The organism is Streptomyces gardneri, assembly GCF_006539185.1.
Taxonomy (GTDB): Bacteria; Actinomycetota; Actinomycetes; order Streptomycetales; family Streptomycetaceae; genus Streptomyces; species Streptomyces gardneri.
Genome location: NZ_BJMN01000023.1, coordinates 31,734 through 46,040 on the forward strand (window position 1 = coordinate 31,734; position 14,307 = coordinate 46,040).

Below are 14,307 nucleotides of genomic sequence, written 5' to 3' on the forward strand. Positions count from 1 at the left end.
GTTTTCGAGGGCCATGAGTGGCGAGTATCCATCATCACTGGCAACCGAGCGACAGCAAGGTGAACGTCAGTGAAAGGGGACGAGGGTGTCGGTGTGCGAGGACGCACGGAGTGTGCAAGGTGATCTGGTTCGCCTGCGGCGGGCGCTGCATGCCGAGCCCGAGCTGGGTCTGGAGTTGCCGCGTACGCAGGACAAGGTCCTGGCCACCCTGGACGGGCTGCCGCTGGAGGTCACCACGGGGAACAGGCTGACCTCCGTCACCGCGGTCCTGCGGGGCTCCCGCCCCGGTCCCACGGTGCTGCTGCGCGCCGACATGGACGCGCTGCCCGTCGCCGAGCGCGCCGGTCTCGCGTACGCCTCCCGCACGGAGGGGGTCATGCACGCCTGTGGTCACGACCTGCACACGTCCATGCTCACCGGCGCGGCACAGCTCCTCTCCGCGCGCCGGGACGAGCTCGCCGGCGACGTGGTCTTCATGTTCCAGCCCGGCGAGGAGGGCCAGGACGGGGCCGGCCACATGCTCGCCGAAGGGGTCCTGGACGCCTCCGGTGAGCGGCCGGTTGCCGCCTACGCCCTGCACGTGACGTCGGCGGGCCACCCCAACGGGATGTTCGCGACCCGCCGGGGCCCGGTCCTCGCCTCCTCCGACAGCCTTCGCGTGACCGTACGCGGCGCGGGAGGCCACGGCTCGATGCCGCACCTGGCCAACGACCCCGTACCCGCGGCGTGCGAGATGGTCACCGCGCTGCAGACCTTCATCAGCCGCAGGTTCGACCCGTTCGACCCCGTGGTGCTGACCGTGGGCGCCTTCCACGCGGGCACTGCCTCCAACGTCATCCCCGACGAGGCCCGGTTCACGGCGACCGTACGGTCGTTCTCCGCCTCGTCGCACGGCCGGATCAAGGACGGCACCGTTCAGCTGTGCCGGGGCATCGCGGCCGCCCACGGCCTCGACGTCGAGGTGAACTTCGTCGAGCAGTACCCCCTCACCGTCAACGACCCGGCCGAGGCCGAGTTCGTCGCCGACGTGGTGGCGGAGGTGCACGGAGAGGAACGCTTCGCGTGGGCGCCCCGCCCGGCCACCGGCTCGGAGGACTTCTCACGGGTGCTCGACGAGGTCCCCGGCGCGTTCGTGGTCCTGGGCGCCTGCCCGCCGGACCGGGACCTCCAGCAAGCCCCGTACAACCACTCGCCGCTGGCCGTCTTCGACGACCGCGTACTGGGTGACGGAGCCGCGCTCTACGCCGAACTCGCCCTGCGCCGGCTTGCGAAGGCCACGCCCGCCCCCGTCCCGGCCGTCTGACCTCTCCCCGCCCGCAACACCGCCGGACGCAGCTCTTCCAGACTGCTTCTCGTCCCCCAGGAGAATCCCGTGCCCGACCCCGCATCCCCGGCCATCAGATCCGACGCACCCGACGTCTCGGCCACGAGCGCCACGACCAAGAGCACCCCCGCCCCGTCCCGGCTGCGCACCGTCATCGGCACCGGCGTGGGCAACGCCCTGGAGTGGTACGACTGGAACGTCTACGCCATCTTCACCCCGTTCTTCGCCTCGCAGTTCTTCCCCTCCGCCGATCCGACCTCGGCCCTGCTGAGCACCCTGGCGATCTTCGCCGTGGGCTTCCTCATGCGACCCCTGGGCGGCCTTGTCTTCGGCCGGCTCAGCGACCGCAAGGGGCGGCGTGCGGCGATGGTCGGCTCCATCGCGCTGGCCGCCGCCGGAAGCCTGCTGATCGGCCTCGCACCGACCTACGCCACGATCGGCGTGGGCGCCTCCGCCCTGCTGGTCTTCGCGCGGCTCGTCCAGGGCCTGGCCCACGGCGGGGAGCTTCCCGCGGCCCAGACGTACGTGGCGGAGATGGCCCCCCGCGAACGGCGAGGGCTCTGGTCGAGCCTGATCTACATCTCCGGCACCTGCGGCATCATGGTCGCCACCGTGCTCGCAGCGGTACTCTCCTCCTTCCTCAGCGAGGACCAGCTCCACGCGTGGGGCTGGCGCGTGCCCTTCGTCATCGGTGGACTTCTCGGCCTGTACGCGCTGATCATGCGGCTCCGCCTTGAGGAGACCGACGCGTTCGAGAAGCAGGCCGACACCCCGGACCGCCACGAGCCGCGCACCTCCGTGTGGCGCGGCTTCTGGGAGAACCGGGCGGCATGCCTGCGCGTGATCGGCCTCACCCTGGGCGGCACGGTCGTCTACTACACCTGGGCCGTCTCCGCCCCGGCCCAGGCCATCTCCCTCAAGGGCATCGAGGCCTCCTCCGCGCTGTGGGCGGGAGTCCTCGCCAACCTGGTCTTCCTCGTGGCGCTGCCGCTGTTCGGTGCCCTGTCCGACCGGGTGGGCCGCAAGCCCGTCCTGTACGGCTCCTACATCGGCGGAGCCGTCCTGGCCTTCCCCCTGAACTGGTTCATCCAGGACCAGGCCTGGCAGCTGGCCGTGTCGATGACCACGGCCATGCTCTTCATGTCCGCCGGCGCGGCGATCACCCCCGCGGTGTTCGCGGAGATGTTCCCCACCCGACTGCGCACGACGGGCGTGGGCTTCCCCTACGCGATCGCCGTGGCCGCCTGCGGCGGCAGCGCCCCGTATCTTCAGACATGGCTGACCAGCAACGGGCAGGGCGACCTCTTCCTCGGCTACACAGTGGTCCTGCTGCTCCTCGCCCTGGCCGTGGTGCACCGGATGCCGGAGACGAAGAACACCGACCTGACGTGACACCGAGGAACGCCGAAGAACACGGACTGTGGGAACGGAGCCGTACTGTGCCGAGCCTGATCAGCAGAGCGATGCCGACCGTGGTGCGGCTCCGTGGGGCCAAGAAGGTGTTCAGCTCGGCGGAGGCCGTCCGGGACCAGGTCCTCGCCCGTTCCCTGCGGCCGACCGGATACGCCCCACCGGCCGGACTGGAGCGCTCGGTCGACCTCTCCGTACGCCGGGTGGCCGGATGGCCCGTCTACGAGGTCACCCCTCGCGGCGCTCTCAGCCCCGGACGGCGGGCGATCTATCTGCACGGCGGCGCATACATCAACGAGATAGCCCCCCAGCACTGGAAGCTGATCGCCCACGTGGCCACCGAGACCGCCACCCGGATCACGGTGCCGATCTACCCCCTCGCTCCCCTGGCGACCGCGGCCGAAGTGGTACCGGCCGTCACCGACCTGGCCGCCCAACTCCTCGACGACGCGGGCACCACGGCCGTCACTCTCATCGGAGACTCCGCCGGCGGCGGGATGGCCCTCGCCGTCGCCGTCCACCTGCGGGACCGAGGACTGCCCTCACCCGCCCGCACCGTCCTCATCTCCCCGTGGCTGGACATCAGCCTGACCGACCCGCGCATCGCCCTGCTCGAAGACCGCGACCCCTGGCTCGCCGTCCCCGGCGCACGCTACGCCGGCGACCTCTACCGCGGCGCACTCCCCGCCGACCACCCTCATGTCAGCCCTCTCCTCGCCGACCTCACCGGGTTGAACCCGATCACGCTGTTCAGCGGAACCCGCGACATCGTCAACGCCGACGCCCGGCGACTGGCCGTCCGCGCCACGGCCGCGGGCGTCGAGCTGGACTTCCACGAGGCGCCGGAGATGCTGCACGTCTACCCCCTCCTGCCGATCCCCGAAGGCAGAGCCGCCCGCGCCGCCCTCTGCACCGCCCTGCGGAGCTGACACGGCCCTCAGCGGCTGTCCGGTCGCAGTGCGATGGGTTGACGCCACCATTGGTCTATGCCAACTTCTCCTCGGCGCATGATCAGCCTTTCCCCACACGGGTGTTGAAGCATCGGACTTCGCCCGCGGCACCGTGCTGCCCTCCCCCATCACCTCCCCCGAGAGGAACCCCATGCGCAACGGAACGCACCGCCGGAAGCCCGGCATGCGCACCGCGCTCGCCGCCGCCACCGTGATCGGTCTCGGCGCCACCGCGCTGACCGCCCTCCCGGCCGCCGCCGCGGACGAGAGCATCGCCGTCCGGTACCGGCACGGCGGCACGGGCAGCGACCAGGCGGCGCCCTGGTTCACCGTGGTCAACACCGGGACGACAAGCGTCCCGTTGAGCCAGGTCAAGCTGCGCTACTACTTCAAGGCCGACCCCGGCGCCTCGTACAGCTACGCCTGCGACTGGGCCGTCAAGGGCTGCACACACCTGAACGGCACGTTCGGCACGCCGGCCAACCCCACCGCCACGGCGGACCGGTACCTGGAGGTCGGGTTCACCGCAGGAGCCGGCTCCCTGGCACCGGGCGCCGACACCGGAGACGTACAGCTGCGCTTCCACCGATCCGACTGGCAGCCGCTCGACCAGTCCGACGACTACTCGTTCGGACCCGCGCAGACCACGTACGGGAACTGGACCAAGGTCACCGCCACCATCGGCGGAGTCCAGGTCTGGGGCACCACCCCGGGCGGCAACGAGTCGACCCCGACGCCGACCCCGACACCCACTGATCCCTCCCCCACGGCCCCGACCACTCCCCCGGTCGAACAGAGGGTCCTCTTCGACGACTTCGACTACACCGGCCACACCGACCCTGCGATCACCGCACACGGCTGGACCATCCGCTCCGGCGGAGGCGGCCCCGGCGTCGGCGACGCGACCTGGGCGCCCGAGAACGTGACCTTCGCCAAAGAAGGCGCGAACTCCTTCATGACGCTGCGCACGTCGACCGCCGGCGCCGGCGCATCGACCCGGCAGACCGAAGTGCACACCGCCGCAAGGAAGTTCAAGAACGGGACCTACGCCGCCCGGGTGCGCTTCGCGGACACCCCGACCAGCGGCCCGGACGGCGACCACCTGGTCCAGAGCTTCTTCACCATCAACGACCTCACCGCACCGATGGCGGACGACTACGCCGAGTACGACTTCGAGTACCTCCCCAACGGCGGCTGGGGCGAGACGGCGAACGTCCTCTACACCACCTCCTGGGAGACCTTCCGCCCCGCCCCCTGGGAGGCGGTCAACCAGCACACCGAGGCCCGCACGAGCCAGGCCGGCTGGCACGACCTCGTCCTGACCATCGACGACACGGCACTCGTCTACTACATCGACGGCAAGGCGTTCGCCCGGCACGACGCGCGCTATCTGCCCGAGCGACCCATGTCGATCCACTTCAACCAGTGGCTGATCGACCTCGCCGGACAGACCTCCACGACCACCCGCGCCTACGAGGAGAGGGTCGACTACATGCTCCACGTGAAGGACGAGGTCCTCACCCCGGCCCAAGTGGCGGCGAAGGTCGCCGACTTCCGCACGTCCGGGACCGCCTTCAAGGACTCCGTACCCAGCTCCTGAACGAACCGGCCGGCGCCGGGTGGTGGCGGTGCGACCACCCGCGGCGCCGGCACCGACGTCGTCGTCGGCCCCCGCCGTGGGCAGCGAGGACGTCTCCCTCCGCGACTTCGACCCCGGACGGCACATGGGCGCGGCACCGGGCGAGGACCAGGTTCCGGCCCTCCGGCGGCCACTCCGTGCCTCACCACGGGTAGCGGCCGCCGAACGGCCGATCCACCGGGCCGAGGCAACGGAATGCCGACCGGGAAGGGGGCCTTCGCGATGGGCTCGCCGTTCACGGCCAAGCGCAGGTGGAGCATGGCGACCGGGCTTGAGGCGCGTGGCGAGAACTAACACCGGCTGCGTCGGACGAATTGTCTTCAATCGGACAGGGCGGGGGCTCGTAGTTCGATCTCGTATCCGCCTTCTGGGGTGGGCTCGGCGGTGAGGGTGCCGTCGAGCAGTTCGGCGCGTTCCTTCAGACCGATGAGGCCGTGGCGGGCGCTGGGCAGGGCGACGGTCGGGCGGGTGGGGGCGGTGTTGGTGACGGTGACGCCGAAGTGGTGCACGTCGTGCCAGAGGCGTACCTCGGCGCGGGCTCCGAGGGCGTGCTTGCGCACGTTGGTGAGGGCTTCCTGGACCGTGCGGTAGACGGTGCGCTGGGCGGTGGTGCTGATGCCGGGAGGAAGCTCTCCGGTCAGGGTGGTCTCGATGCCGCTGTTGGCGATGAGCTGCTGGAGGTCGGCGAGGGTGGGCTGGGGGGCGAGTTCGGTCGCCTTGCCGCCGGAGGCGCGGAGCAGGGTGACCATGTGGCGGAGTTCGTCGAGGGTGTTCGAGCTCAGGGTGCGGATGGTGCGCGCGGCCTCGCGGGCGTCGGGGTCCTTGGCGGCCATCTGCAGGGCTCCGGCCTGGACGGCGATGAGGCTGACCTGGTGGGAGACGACGTCGTGCATCTCGCGGGCCAGCTGGGCCCGTTCACGGGCGAGGACGGTCTGGGCGTAGAGGGCGCGTTCGTGTTCCCGGGCCTCCTTGACCTCGACGAGCCGGCGGGCCACGTCGTGCCTGGCCTGCACGAGTTGGCCGAACAGGACGGGGGCGAAGGCCGTGGCCAGGGCGTAGACGAACTGGACGAGTGTCCAGGTCCGGTCCCCGTCGAATTCGTCGGACAGCGGCCAGGCGAGCGTGCCCGCAACGGCGTTCAGCAGCGCGCAGCCGGCGAGCAGCGGGCGGTTGCGGGTGGACGCGGCCAGTGTGTACAGGGCGGCTATCGGGGCGACCGCGACGTCCATGAACAGGGTCATGGGCAGGGTCAGCAGGAAGACGGTCAGCGGGAAGCGCCTGCGGAGGAACAGGCCGGCGGAGCCCACGGCGGCGCAGGCCCACATCACAGGGGTGCCCTCGCCCAGGAGGTTGATCCAGGCGTCGAGCGCGGCCAGCATCACGAGCCCCGTGTCGACGGCCCAGGGCGGTACACGCCGCCACCATGCCCGGCCCGTGTTCATCGTCCGTTGTCCCGCGCCGTGTTGTCGTCGTTGTGGGTGAGCAGTCCCGCGCGCTCGGCGAGCAGTGCCGCCTGGACGCGGCTGGTGACCCGCAGCTTGGTCAGGATCGAGCTGACGTGGTCCTTGACGGTGCCCGCGCTCAGGTGGATGCGGGTGCCGATGTCGGCGTTGGAGAGTCCTTCGGCGACCAGGACGAGGACGTCGCGTTCCCGGTCGCTGAGGAGGCCGACGCGTGCGACGTCCGCGTCCTGGGGTGCTCCGGCCCCCGGGTGGCTGCGGAGCAGCGCGCGTGATGCCTTCGGCGACATGACGACGCCGCCCGCGGCCAGGGTGCGGACCAGCTGGGCGAGCTGTTCGGGCTCGGTGTCCTTGAGGAGGAAGCCGGAGGCTCCCGAGCGCAGTGCGGTGAGGATGTACTCGTCGGTGTCGAAGGTGGTCAGCATGGCCACGTGCGGCGGTCCGGGCAGCGTCTGGATCTGCCGCAGCACGGTCAGACCGTCCACGTCCGGCATCCGGATGTCGAGGAGCACGACGTCCGGCAACTCGCGCCGGACCACGTCGGCCGCCTGCGCCCCTTCCGCTGTCGCCACGACCTCGATGCCGTCGGACGCGTTCAGAATCATCTGGAAACCGGACCGCACCAGGGCCTCGTCGTCCACCACCACTACCCGGATCACCGGCGTCCCGCCTCACACTCTCGTCTGCGCTGTTGCTGTCCCGCTGCTCGGCGACCCATCCACCCCGGTGCTCCGCGCGCTCGTACGGTGTTCGCCTGACGTCGACCGTACGCCGGGCAGGGTACGCGGAGACGTGATCACCCACGGACTGTGGACGCCCGGCGGGTCGGCTCCAGCCGTTCGGGGGTGCGCTCCGGCCGGTCGGCAGGCCGGCGGTCGAGGCTCGACGGATGGCGCCCGTCGTGCTCGTACCCTGGGATCGGTGCGTGGCCCCGTGCCGAGTCCGAGGGCCGCAGCCGATGTCCGTATCGTTCGAGGACCGTCCCGCCCTGCCCGGCTCATGCCTGCGTCACGCTGGTGAACCGGTCGGCCGCCGCCGTCTCCCCCTGCTCCGACAGGGCGGCCACCATGGAGCTCGCCAGCACCGGCCCCGTACACCCCCCGAACAGCACATGGGGCCGCGCGGCAAGGCGGCGCAGGGCACGGACGGACTCCGAGGGGCCGCTGGTGACGGCGACGGTACCGACGCTGCTCCTGCTGCTCGGCGCGGCGTGGGGATGGTGGCCCTCGGCGGGCATCGAATACGTGTGTCTTCGCCGTGAACGTGGTCCTGCTGTTCGCCTGGGGCCTGCTCGCGGCCCGCGCCGCCGGCCGCACCTGGGCTTCCACCCTGCGGATCGGCATGGTGGACGCGCTGCTCGGACTCGTGGTCGTCGTGGCCAACGCCCTCATCAAGTAGAACCGGTCGGTCCCGCGCGGTCTCACCTCGCGTCGAGCCCGCCGCTGATCCACTCCAGTGTGGGTGCGACCTCCCGTTGCCAGGTGGTGAAGTTGTGGCCGCCGCTGTCGAGGATGACGGACGAGACGCGGGCGGGGATGTGGTCCAAAGTCGAGAACACATCGGCGCGGTTCCTCAGGTTCTGGTCGCCGTGGAAGAGGTCACCCGGGTGGTCACGTCTTCGGCGGCCTTGTAGTACGGGGACAGTCCCGCACTCGCCGCGAACCGGTCCGGGTGGTGGGGGCCCAGTTTCAGCGCGCAGTAGCCGCCGGTCGAGTTTCCGATCACGCCCCAGTCGCGAGCGTGTTCACCGACCCGATAGGCGCCTGAGACCGCCTCCGGCCGGTCGCGGGCGAGGAACGTCTCGGCCTGCGGACTCCGGGTACGTCCACGCACTCGGTGTCGCGAGGGGGTGCGACGGTCGGGCACGCATCAGGACCATCGGCTGCGTCTTTCCCTGTGCCGCCGGGCGGTGGGCCGTCGTCGGATACTTCAGGACCTTGATGAGGGACTTGGCGTTGCCGGGGTAGCCGGTGAGCACGACCGACGCGGGAAACGACTTCTTCGCGTGGCCCGGCCGGAAGTACTCCGGCGGGAGGTAGACGTACGCGGGGCCGCTGATGCCGGGAGCGCCGCCTCGTACGACGATCTTCTGTATCTGGCCGCCGGCCGAAGGCCGTCTGCTGCCGGGGACCGGCACCGTCTGCTTCTCCACCACGGTGAGCCGTGAGGTGCCGGCAGGGCCGGCGGAGTGGTCCACGACGACGCCCTGCGTCTGCTCCTGGCCGACGAGGTCGGCCCAGGACGCGTAGAGCAGAAAGGACTTGTTCGCTGTGAGGCCGACCAAGGCGAAGATCATGACCTGTGTCATGAGCAGCAGCCAGGTGCGGGCGAGGGCGGTACGCCATCCGCGCCGGGCCCTTCGGACGCGAGGGAACACGGCTGTGTGGGGAAGAGGTCGGGCGGGCTGCTGTGTGGCGGGTCAGGCGGCGCGCGATCGCCGTCGGAAGAGGGTGGGCAGGCCCGGCGTCGTGACGGAGCCCTCCGCCCGGCCGGCGGCCAGCGCGATCCGCGGCAGTTCGCTGCTCTTCTGGAAGAGGACGAAACGGGGTTCCCGGACCGGTCGGTACTTGGCGTTCGCCCGGTACAGCGATTCGATCTGCCACCAGCGGGAGAAGAGCCCCAGGGTCGTGCGCCACAGCCGCAGGACGGGTCCGGCGCCCAGGCGGTCTCGGCGCTCGAAGACCGACCGGAACATCGCGAAGTTCATCGAGACCCGGGCCAGTCCACACGCTGTAGCCGGCGCGCAGGACCCGGTTGTGCGCCTGCCGGACCCCGCGCATCGCGCGTCCCCCCAAGGTGAAGTCCGCGACCTCCACGACGGCTTCGTCGCCCCGTTCGAGGGCGTTCAGACCGTGTCGTCCGTAGATCACTCCCGCTTCCTCGGACGCCCCCATCACGGCCGGGACCCAGGCGTGCGCCCGTGCTTCGGCGAGCCAGGTGTCGATGGCGCCCGGTCATGCCTCGGGGTCTCCGACGGGGTCGCCGGAGGCCAGGGAGACGCCGTTGACCACGCGGTAGGTCACGGCCGCCTTGCCGCGCCAACGTCGAGCCGGCCTCCGGGGCCACCTTCCAAGACCTCCTGCCCTCCATCGACCGCACCTCTGATCCGTCCGCCCTGGCCCGCCGGTCGGCGGGGGTGGTCCCGGCCGGTCGGCGGGGGCGCCACCGAAGCCTGCCGGATGGTCCGCTCCCCTGTAGCACCGGGAGATTCCTCGTATGACACAGATACAGCCGCCGCAGGCGACGTCAGCTCCGCGGGAGAACCCGTCTCCCGCGCCCGCAGCTTCGCCCGACTCCGCCGGGAAACCCTCGGGCGGCCCCTCGATGGGACGCCTGGTCGGCGTGGACCTGGCCCGCGCGCTGGCGGTGTTCGGCATGTACATCGTCCACATCGGCCCGGTCCTGTCGTCCACGCACGGCGTCGGCACCTGGGTCCGGTATCTGGCCGACGGCCACTCGTCGGTCCTGTTCGCCACCCTCGCCGGGTACTCGCTGATGCTGATCGCCGGCCGCCGTGAGCCGAAGACCGGCCTGGCGGGCCGGCAGGCGAAGGTCCGGATCGCGATCCGCGCCGTGGTCCTGCTGGCCCTGGGCAGCGTGCTGGCGATGGAGTACGGGGGAGTGATCATCCTCGGCTTCTACGGTGTCTACTTCCTCCTCGCCCTGCCCTTGCTGCGGCTGTCCGCCAAGGCACTGGCGATCACCGCGGCCGGGCTCGCGCTCGTCACACCCCAGCTGGCGTTCGTCCTGAACTCGCGGCTCAGCGAGTCCGTCCAGCAGACCATCGACGCCCACGACCCGCTCAAGAAGATCAGCGAGGTCGGCGTCCTCGACCTGCTGCTCACCGGCTTCTACCCGACGATCACCTGGATGTCGTTCGTGGTCGCCGGCATGGCGCTGGCCCGCCTCGACCTGTCGGCTGTCTCCTTCCAGCGTCGCCTGGCCGCGCTCGGCGCCGCCCTGACCGTCGGCGCGTACGGCCTGTCCCTGCTCCTGGCGGGCAAGGACGCTCTGCGCAGCATGGCGGAGGACGGGAAGTCGTCCGCCGGGTTCGAGAAGGCGTCGTCCTTCGGCAGCGGATCCTTCGAGGCCCCCCGGCGGGCGGCCTCGGAACTGCTGTCCGCCGGGCCGCACAGCGGCACCACCTTCGACATCATCGGCAGCGTCGGCGTCGCCATCCTCGTGATCGTCGGTGCGACGGTGCTCATGGACCGCCTGCCGCGACTGCGCAGCCTGGCGAAGCCGGTCATCGCCGTGGGCACCATGTCCCTGACAGCGTACGTCGGCCACTTCCTCGCCCAGTCCATGCTCGGCGTATCGGCCGGCGAAAGTACCCAGACGTCCTGGATCCCCGTGCTCACGTTCATCCTCGGGGCGATCGTGTTCGCCGCGGTCTGGTCCCGCTTCTTCCGCCGCGGACCGCTGGAGACGCTGCTCAACACCTCCACGAAGCCTGCGAAGTACGTGCGATGACGCCGGCCGGGGCGGGCGGTCTTTCATGGCCCGTCCCGGCTCCGACGGCCCTCGCGGCCCGCTCACATCGACCGTCCGGTCCGGCACCCCGCCGAACGGCTGAAACAGGACCTGAGCGGCTCGCACAGGAGCGCTCGACGCCGCCGTCCACGGAAGGTGGATCTTAGGGTCGGATACGGCGGCGCTCCGGCCGGGCTCAGAGGCCCTGCGGAGCGTGCTTCTTGCGCGGCAGGGCCCGGCCCCTCTTGCTTCGTACGTGTTGTCGCCGGAGAAGGTCCGCTGAGCACGTGGGCCGACCGGGTCACGCCTCGGCTGCCTGGAGGAGGTCAGCGAAGGTGGTGCACGCCACCGGCTCACCGAGGGCCGTCATCGTCCAGGCGCCGCCGGCTCGGGTCACCTCCGCCATGATCAGCGCCGTGTGGGGCCCATGGGCGGGAAGGACGTACCGGGCCAGCTCGTGGCCCAGGCTCTCGTCGACAATCCGGCAGTGCGCGCTCTGCACAGTCTCGAAGGTGCTGCCGTCGAAGGAACTGACGGCGAACACGACGCGGTCCGCGTAGGGGGGCAGCCGGGACAGACGGGCGACGAACGACTCGTTGTCCCCCTCGCCCGCGATGTTCTCCGCCACCGGGCCGGCGATGTGCTCGATGGACGCGTCCGGGTGGGTGGGGTTCTCGGCGAACAGAGCGTCGAGGAACCGGCCGCGGCCGTACAGCAGGGCGAAGGTGCCCAGGCGGCCGAGCCGGAAAAGCCCGGGCGAACCGGAGCACGGAGCGGACTGCCAGCCGATACCCATCCGCATCAGGTTGAGGGGGCAACCGTCCGCCCTGTTCAGCGGGACCCGCTGGTCCTTGGCCATGGGTATGGGCATGGGGACTCCAGGTGAGGTGGCGGACAGAGCGTGCAGGAGCGAACCGCCTGGTGACGGGGCGCCATCCTCAGCCTCACGCGCCGTCCGGTGCGCCGGTACCCGACGGCTGTCCGGCGCCACTCCGCCACCCAGCAGGGCTGCCCCGCCGCATGGCGGGGGCAGCCCTGCGGAGCACTCCACTCACACGGCGGGACGCTCGGCCGGGACCAGGAGCTGGGTCGCTGCCAGCTGTGCGTACAGCTCGTCCCTATCCACCAGTTCCCTATGGGTGCCGATCGCACGGACCGTGCCGGCGTCCATGACGACGATGCGGTCCGCGTCCGTCACCGTGGACAAGCGGTGCGCCACCACCAGGACGGTGGTCTCGCGTGCCGTCTCGGCGATGACGTCCCGCAGCGCCAGCTCGTTGACCGCGTCGAGCTGTGAGGTCGCCTCGTCCAGGAGCAGCAGCCGGGGCCTGCGCAGCAGCGCGCGGGCGATCGCGACGCGCTGGCGCTCACCGCCGGAAATCTTCGAGCCGCGATGTCCGACCAGGGTGTCCAGGCCGTGCGGGAGACGCTCGACGAGCGTGTCGAGCCTGGTCCTGGCGAGGACGGCGCGGATGTCGCCGTCCGTCGAGCCGGGCGCGCTGAAGACCAGGTTCTCCCGCAGCGTGCCGGCCAGGACCGGCGCGTCCTGCTCCACGTACCCGATGACGGACCGCAGTTCGGACAGCGGCCACTGCCGGATGTCCGTACCGTCGACCAGGATGCGCCCGCCGGTCGTCTCGTAGAACCGCTCGATGAGCGAGAAGACCGTCGACTTACCCGCACCCGAAGGCCCGACGAAGGCCGTCATCCCGGCGCCCGGCACCGCGAAGTCCACCTGCTGGTGGATGTACGGCAGCCCGGGCGCGTAGCGGAAGGACACGTCCTCGAAGCGGATCGACGCCGGACGCACCTCGGTCCGCACCGGCTTGTACGTGGCCGGCGGCTCCGCAGCCAGACGGTCCACTTCCTTGATCCGGGAGATCGCGGCCGCGCCCTCCTGATACGCGGAGGCGGCCTCGACCAGCTTGTACACCGGCTCCATCAGGTAGAACAGGTACAGCAGGAAGGCGATCAGCGTAGAGACGGGGATGTCCCCGGACGCCACCCGCGCCCCGCCCACCGCGAGCACCGCGAGGAACGCCGACTCGACGGCGAGGTTGTCCGCCGTTCCCAGCACGGCCTCCCACTTCGCGCCGCGTACGCCGTGACGCCACGCTCGCCGGGCCGACGCCTCGACGCGGGCGGTCTCCCGCTCCTCGGCGCCGGACGCCTTCACCGTGCGGAACGCGCCGAAGACCCGCTCCAGGCTGGTGGACATCTCCCCGACGGCGGCCTGGGAGCGCTCGGCAGCCTGCCCGATCTTCGGCATCACCAAGGCGGCGCCCGCCCCGACGACCGCGACCACGACGAGGGTGACGCCGAGCAGGACGGCGTCCAGGAACGCCATCACCACGACCGCCGCGATCAGCGTCAGCGCCCCGGTCGCGGCGTTGACCACCGCCTGGGTGCTGACGGCCCGCAGCAGCGTGGTGTCGGAAGTGACCCGGGACATCAGATCGCCCGGCTGCATCCGGTCCACCGCCGTCAGCCGCAGCCGCAGCAGCCGGCCGATCAGGCCGCGGCGAGCGGCCAGGACCACGGACTCCGCCGTCCGCTCCAACACATAGGCGCCAAACGCCTCGGCCACCGTGCTCAGCAGCACCAGCACGGTCAGCGCCAGCAGGATGGTGGCGAGCGTGCCACCGGACGAGAGCCGGTCGACGAGCGCCTTCGTGGCCAGCGGCTGCAGCAGCCCGCCGGCGGCGCCCACCAGCGCCAGCAGCAGACCGAGTACGACGGCCCACTGGTGCGGGCGAACGTACCCGTACAGCGCCTTGAGCGTCTCGCGGACGCGCAGGGACTCGGCACCCGTCGCCTCGGGGGCGGATACGGTGTTCACAGGGTTCCTTTCCTCCGTAGTCAGCCGCGTACCTCGCCAGCGATGTGCGGCATCGGCCCGCACGAGGGCCGACGGGCGGGGTCGGGCTCCTTCTCGTGCGTGCGGTGTGTCATGCCACCAGCCTGGAAGCCCGGGCGCTCCGTCGACCATCCGGCGATCGTCGGGTACACCCCCGCCAAGTGGCTGGAGCCGCCTGCACCCCATGTGACCAG

At 71.1% G+C, this 14,307-nt stretch carries 11 protein-coding genes and 2 pseudogenes; 6 read left to right on the top strand and 7 right to left on the bottom strand.

Translation table 11 applies throughout. The features are described from left to right. Positions 1–85 precede the first annotated feature (85 nt). The 4 genes from SGA01_RS18435 (at position 86) to SGA01_RS18450 (ending at position 5,284) form a co-directional block, all read left to right on the top strand. On the top strand, positions 86–1,303 hold the full coding sequence (locus tag SGA01_RS18435) for a M20 metallopeptidase family protein (RefSeq protein WP_141297577.1): 1,218 nt from the start codon (positions 86–88) through the stop codon (positions 1,301–1,303). A gap of 69 nt (positions 1,304–1,372) precedes the next feature. Continuing rightward, entirely contained in the window at positions 1,373–2,716 is a 1,344-nt protein-coding gene (locus SGA01_RS18440; RefSeq protein ID WP_218037839.1) for an MFS transporter, read from the top strand. A gap of 47 nt (positions 2,717–2,763) precedes the next feature. Further along, positions 2,764–3,663 (top strand): alpha/beta hydrolase fold domain-containing protein, encoded by a 900-nt coding sequence (locus SGA01_RS18445; protein ID WP_141297578.1) that lies wholly within the window; start codon positions 2,764–2,766, stop codon positions 3,661–3,663. Between the two features lie 172 nt (positions 3,664–3,835). After that, a complete protein-coding gene (locus SGA01_RS18450; protein WP_141297579.1) occupies positions 3,836–5,284 on the top strand; it encodes a cellulose binding domain-containing protein in 1,449 nt (482 codons plus the stop codon). Positions 5,285–5,643: 359 nt separating this feature from the next. On the opposite strand, the gene SGA01_RS18455 is transcribed toward SGA01_RS18450, so the two are convergent. The 3 genes from SGA01_RS18455 to SGA01_RS41095 form a co-directional block, all read right to left on the bottom strand. Further along, entirely contained in the window at positions 5,644–6,765 is a 1,122-nt protein-coding gene (locus SGA01_RS18455) for a sensor histidine kinase (protein ID WP_141297580.1), read from the bottom strand. Beyond that, positions 6,762–7,442 (bottom strand): response regulator, encoded by a 681-nt coding sequence (locus SGA01_RS18460; RefSeq protein ID WP_141297581.1) that lies wholly within the window; start codon positions 7,440–7,442, stop codon positions 6,762–6,764. Before SGA01_RS18460 ends, SGA01_RS18455 begins: the two co-directional genes overlap by 4 nt. Positions 7,443–7,780: 338 nt before the next feature. Beyond that, a complete protein-coding gene (locus SGA01_RS41095) occupies positions 7,781–8,020 on the bottom strand; it encodes a hypothetical protein (protein ID WP_167534127.1) in 240 nt (79 codons plus the stop codon). Positions 8,021–8,040: 20 nt separating this feature from the next. On the opposite strand from SGA01_RS41095, the gene SGA01_RS42685 reads away from it, so the two are divergent. Then, positions 8,041–8,181: a hypothetical protein gene (locus tag SGA01_RS42685; protein ID WP_308699064.1), complete on the top strand. Its 141-nt coding sequence runs from the start codon at positions 8,041–8,043 to the stop codon at positions 8,179–8,181. 22 nt (positions 8,182–8,203) lie between these two features. On the opposite strand, the pseudogene SGA01_RS18470 reads toward SGA01_RS42685, so the two are convergent. Further along, positions 8,204–9,145: pseudogene (locus SGA01_RS18470) on the bottom strand (alpha/beta hydrolase); the annotation flags it as partial. Between the two features lie 57 nt (positions 9,146–9,202). Further along, positions 9,203–9,818 (bottom strand): annotated as a pseudogene (locus SGA01_RS18475) (phosphatidylglycerol lysyltransferase domain-containing protein); the annotation flags it as partial. Between the two features lie 289 nt (positions 9,819–10,107). On the opposite strand from SGA01_RS18475, the gene SGA01_RS18480 reads away from it, so the two are divergent. Then, positions 10,108–11,256, top strand: coding sequence for a DUF418 domain-containing protein (locus tag SGA01_RS18480; protein ID WP_141297582.1), 1,149 nt, complete (start codon positions 10,108–10,110; stop codon positions 11,254–11,256). A gap of 301 nt (positions 11,257–11,557) precedes the next feature. Here the strand turns inward: SGA01_RS18480 and SGA01_RS18485 are convergent, their stop codons facing one another. Then, positions 11,558–12,127: a TerD family protein gene (locus SGA01_RS18485; protein WP_141297583.1), complete on the bottom strand. Its 570-nt coding sequence runs from the start codon at positions 12,125–12,127 to the stop codon at positions 11,558–11,560. A gap of 180 nt (positions 12,128–12,307) precedes the next feature. After that, positions 12,308–14,095 (bottom strand): ABC transporter ATP-binding protein, encoded by a 1,788-nt coding sequence (locus tag SGA01_RS18490; protein WP_141297584.1) that lies wholly within the window; start codon positions 14,093–14,095, stop codon positions 12,308–12,310. Between the last annotated feature and the right edge of the window lie 212 nt (positions 14,096–14,307).

What these genes read in the sequence shown, in the direction of transcription:
- SGA01_RS18455 (WP_141297580.1), bottom strand. Translation starts at nt 6,765, where the DNA reads ATGAACACGGGCCGGGCATGGTGGCGGCGTGTACCGCCCTGGGCCGTC.
- SGA01_RS18450 (WP_141297579.1), top strand. Translation starts at nt 3,836, where the DNA reads ATGCGCAACGGAACGCACCGCCGGAAGCCCGGCATGCGCACCGCGCTC.
- SGA01_RS18485 (WP_141297583.1), bottom strand. Translation starts at nt 12,127, where the DNA reads ATGCCCATACCCATGGCCAAGGACCAGCGGGTCCCGCTGAACAGGGCG.
- SGA01_RS18480 (WP_141297582.1), top strand. Translation starts at nt 10,108, where the DNA reads ATGGGACGCCTGGTCGGCGTGGACCTGGCCCGCGCGCTGGCGGTGTTC.
- SGA01_RS41095 (WP_167534127.1), bottom strand. Translation starts at nt 8,020, where the DNA reads ATGCCCGCCGAGGGCCACCATCCCCACGCCGCGCCGAGCAGCAGGAGC.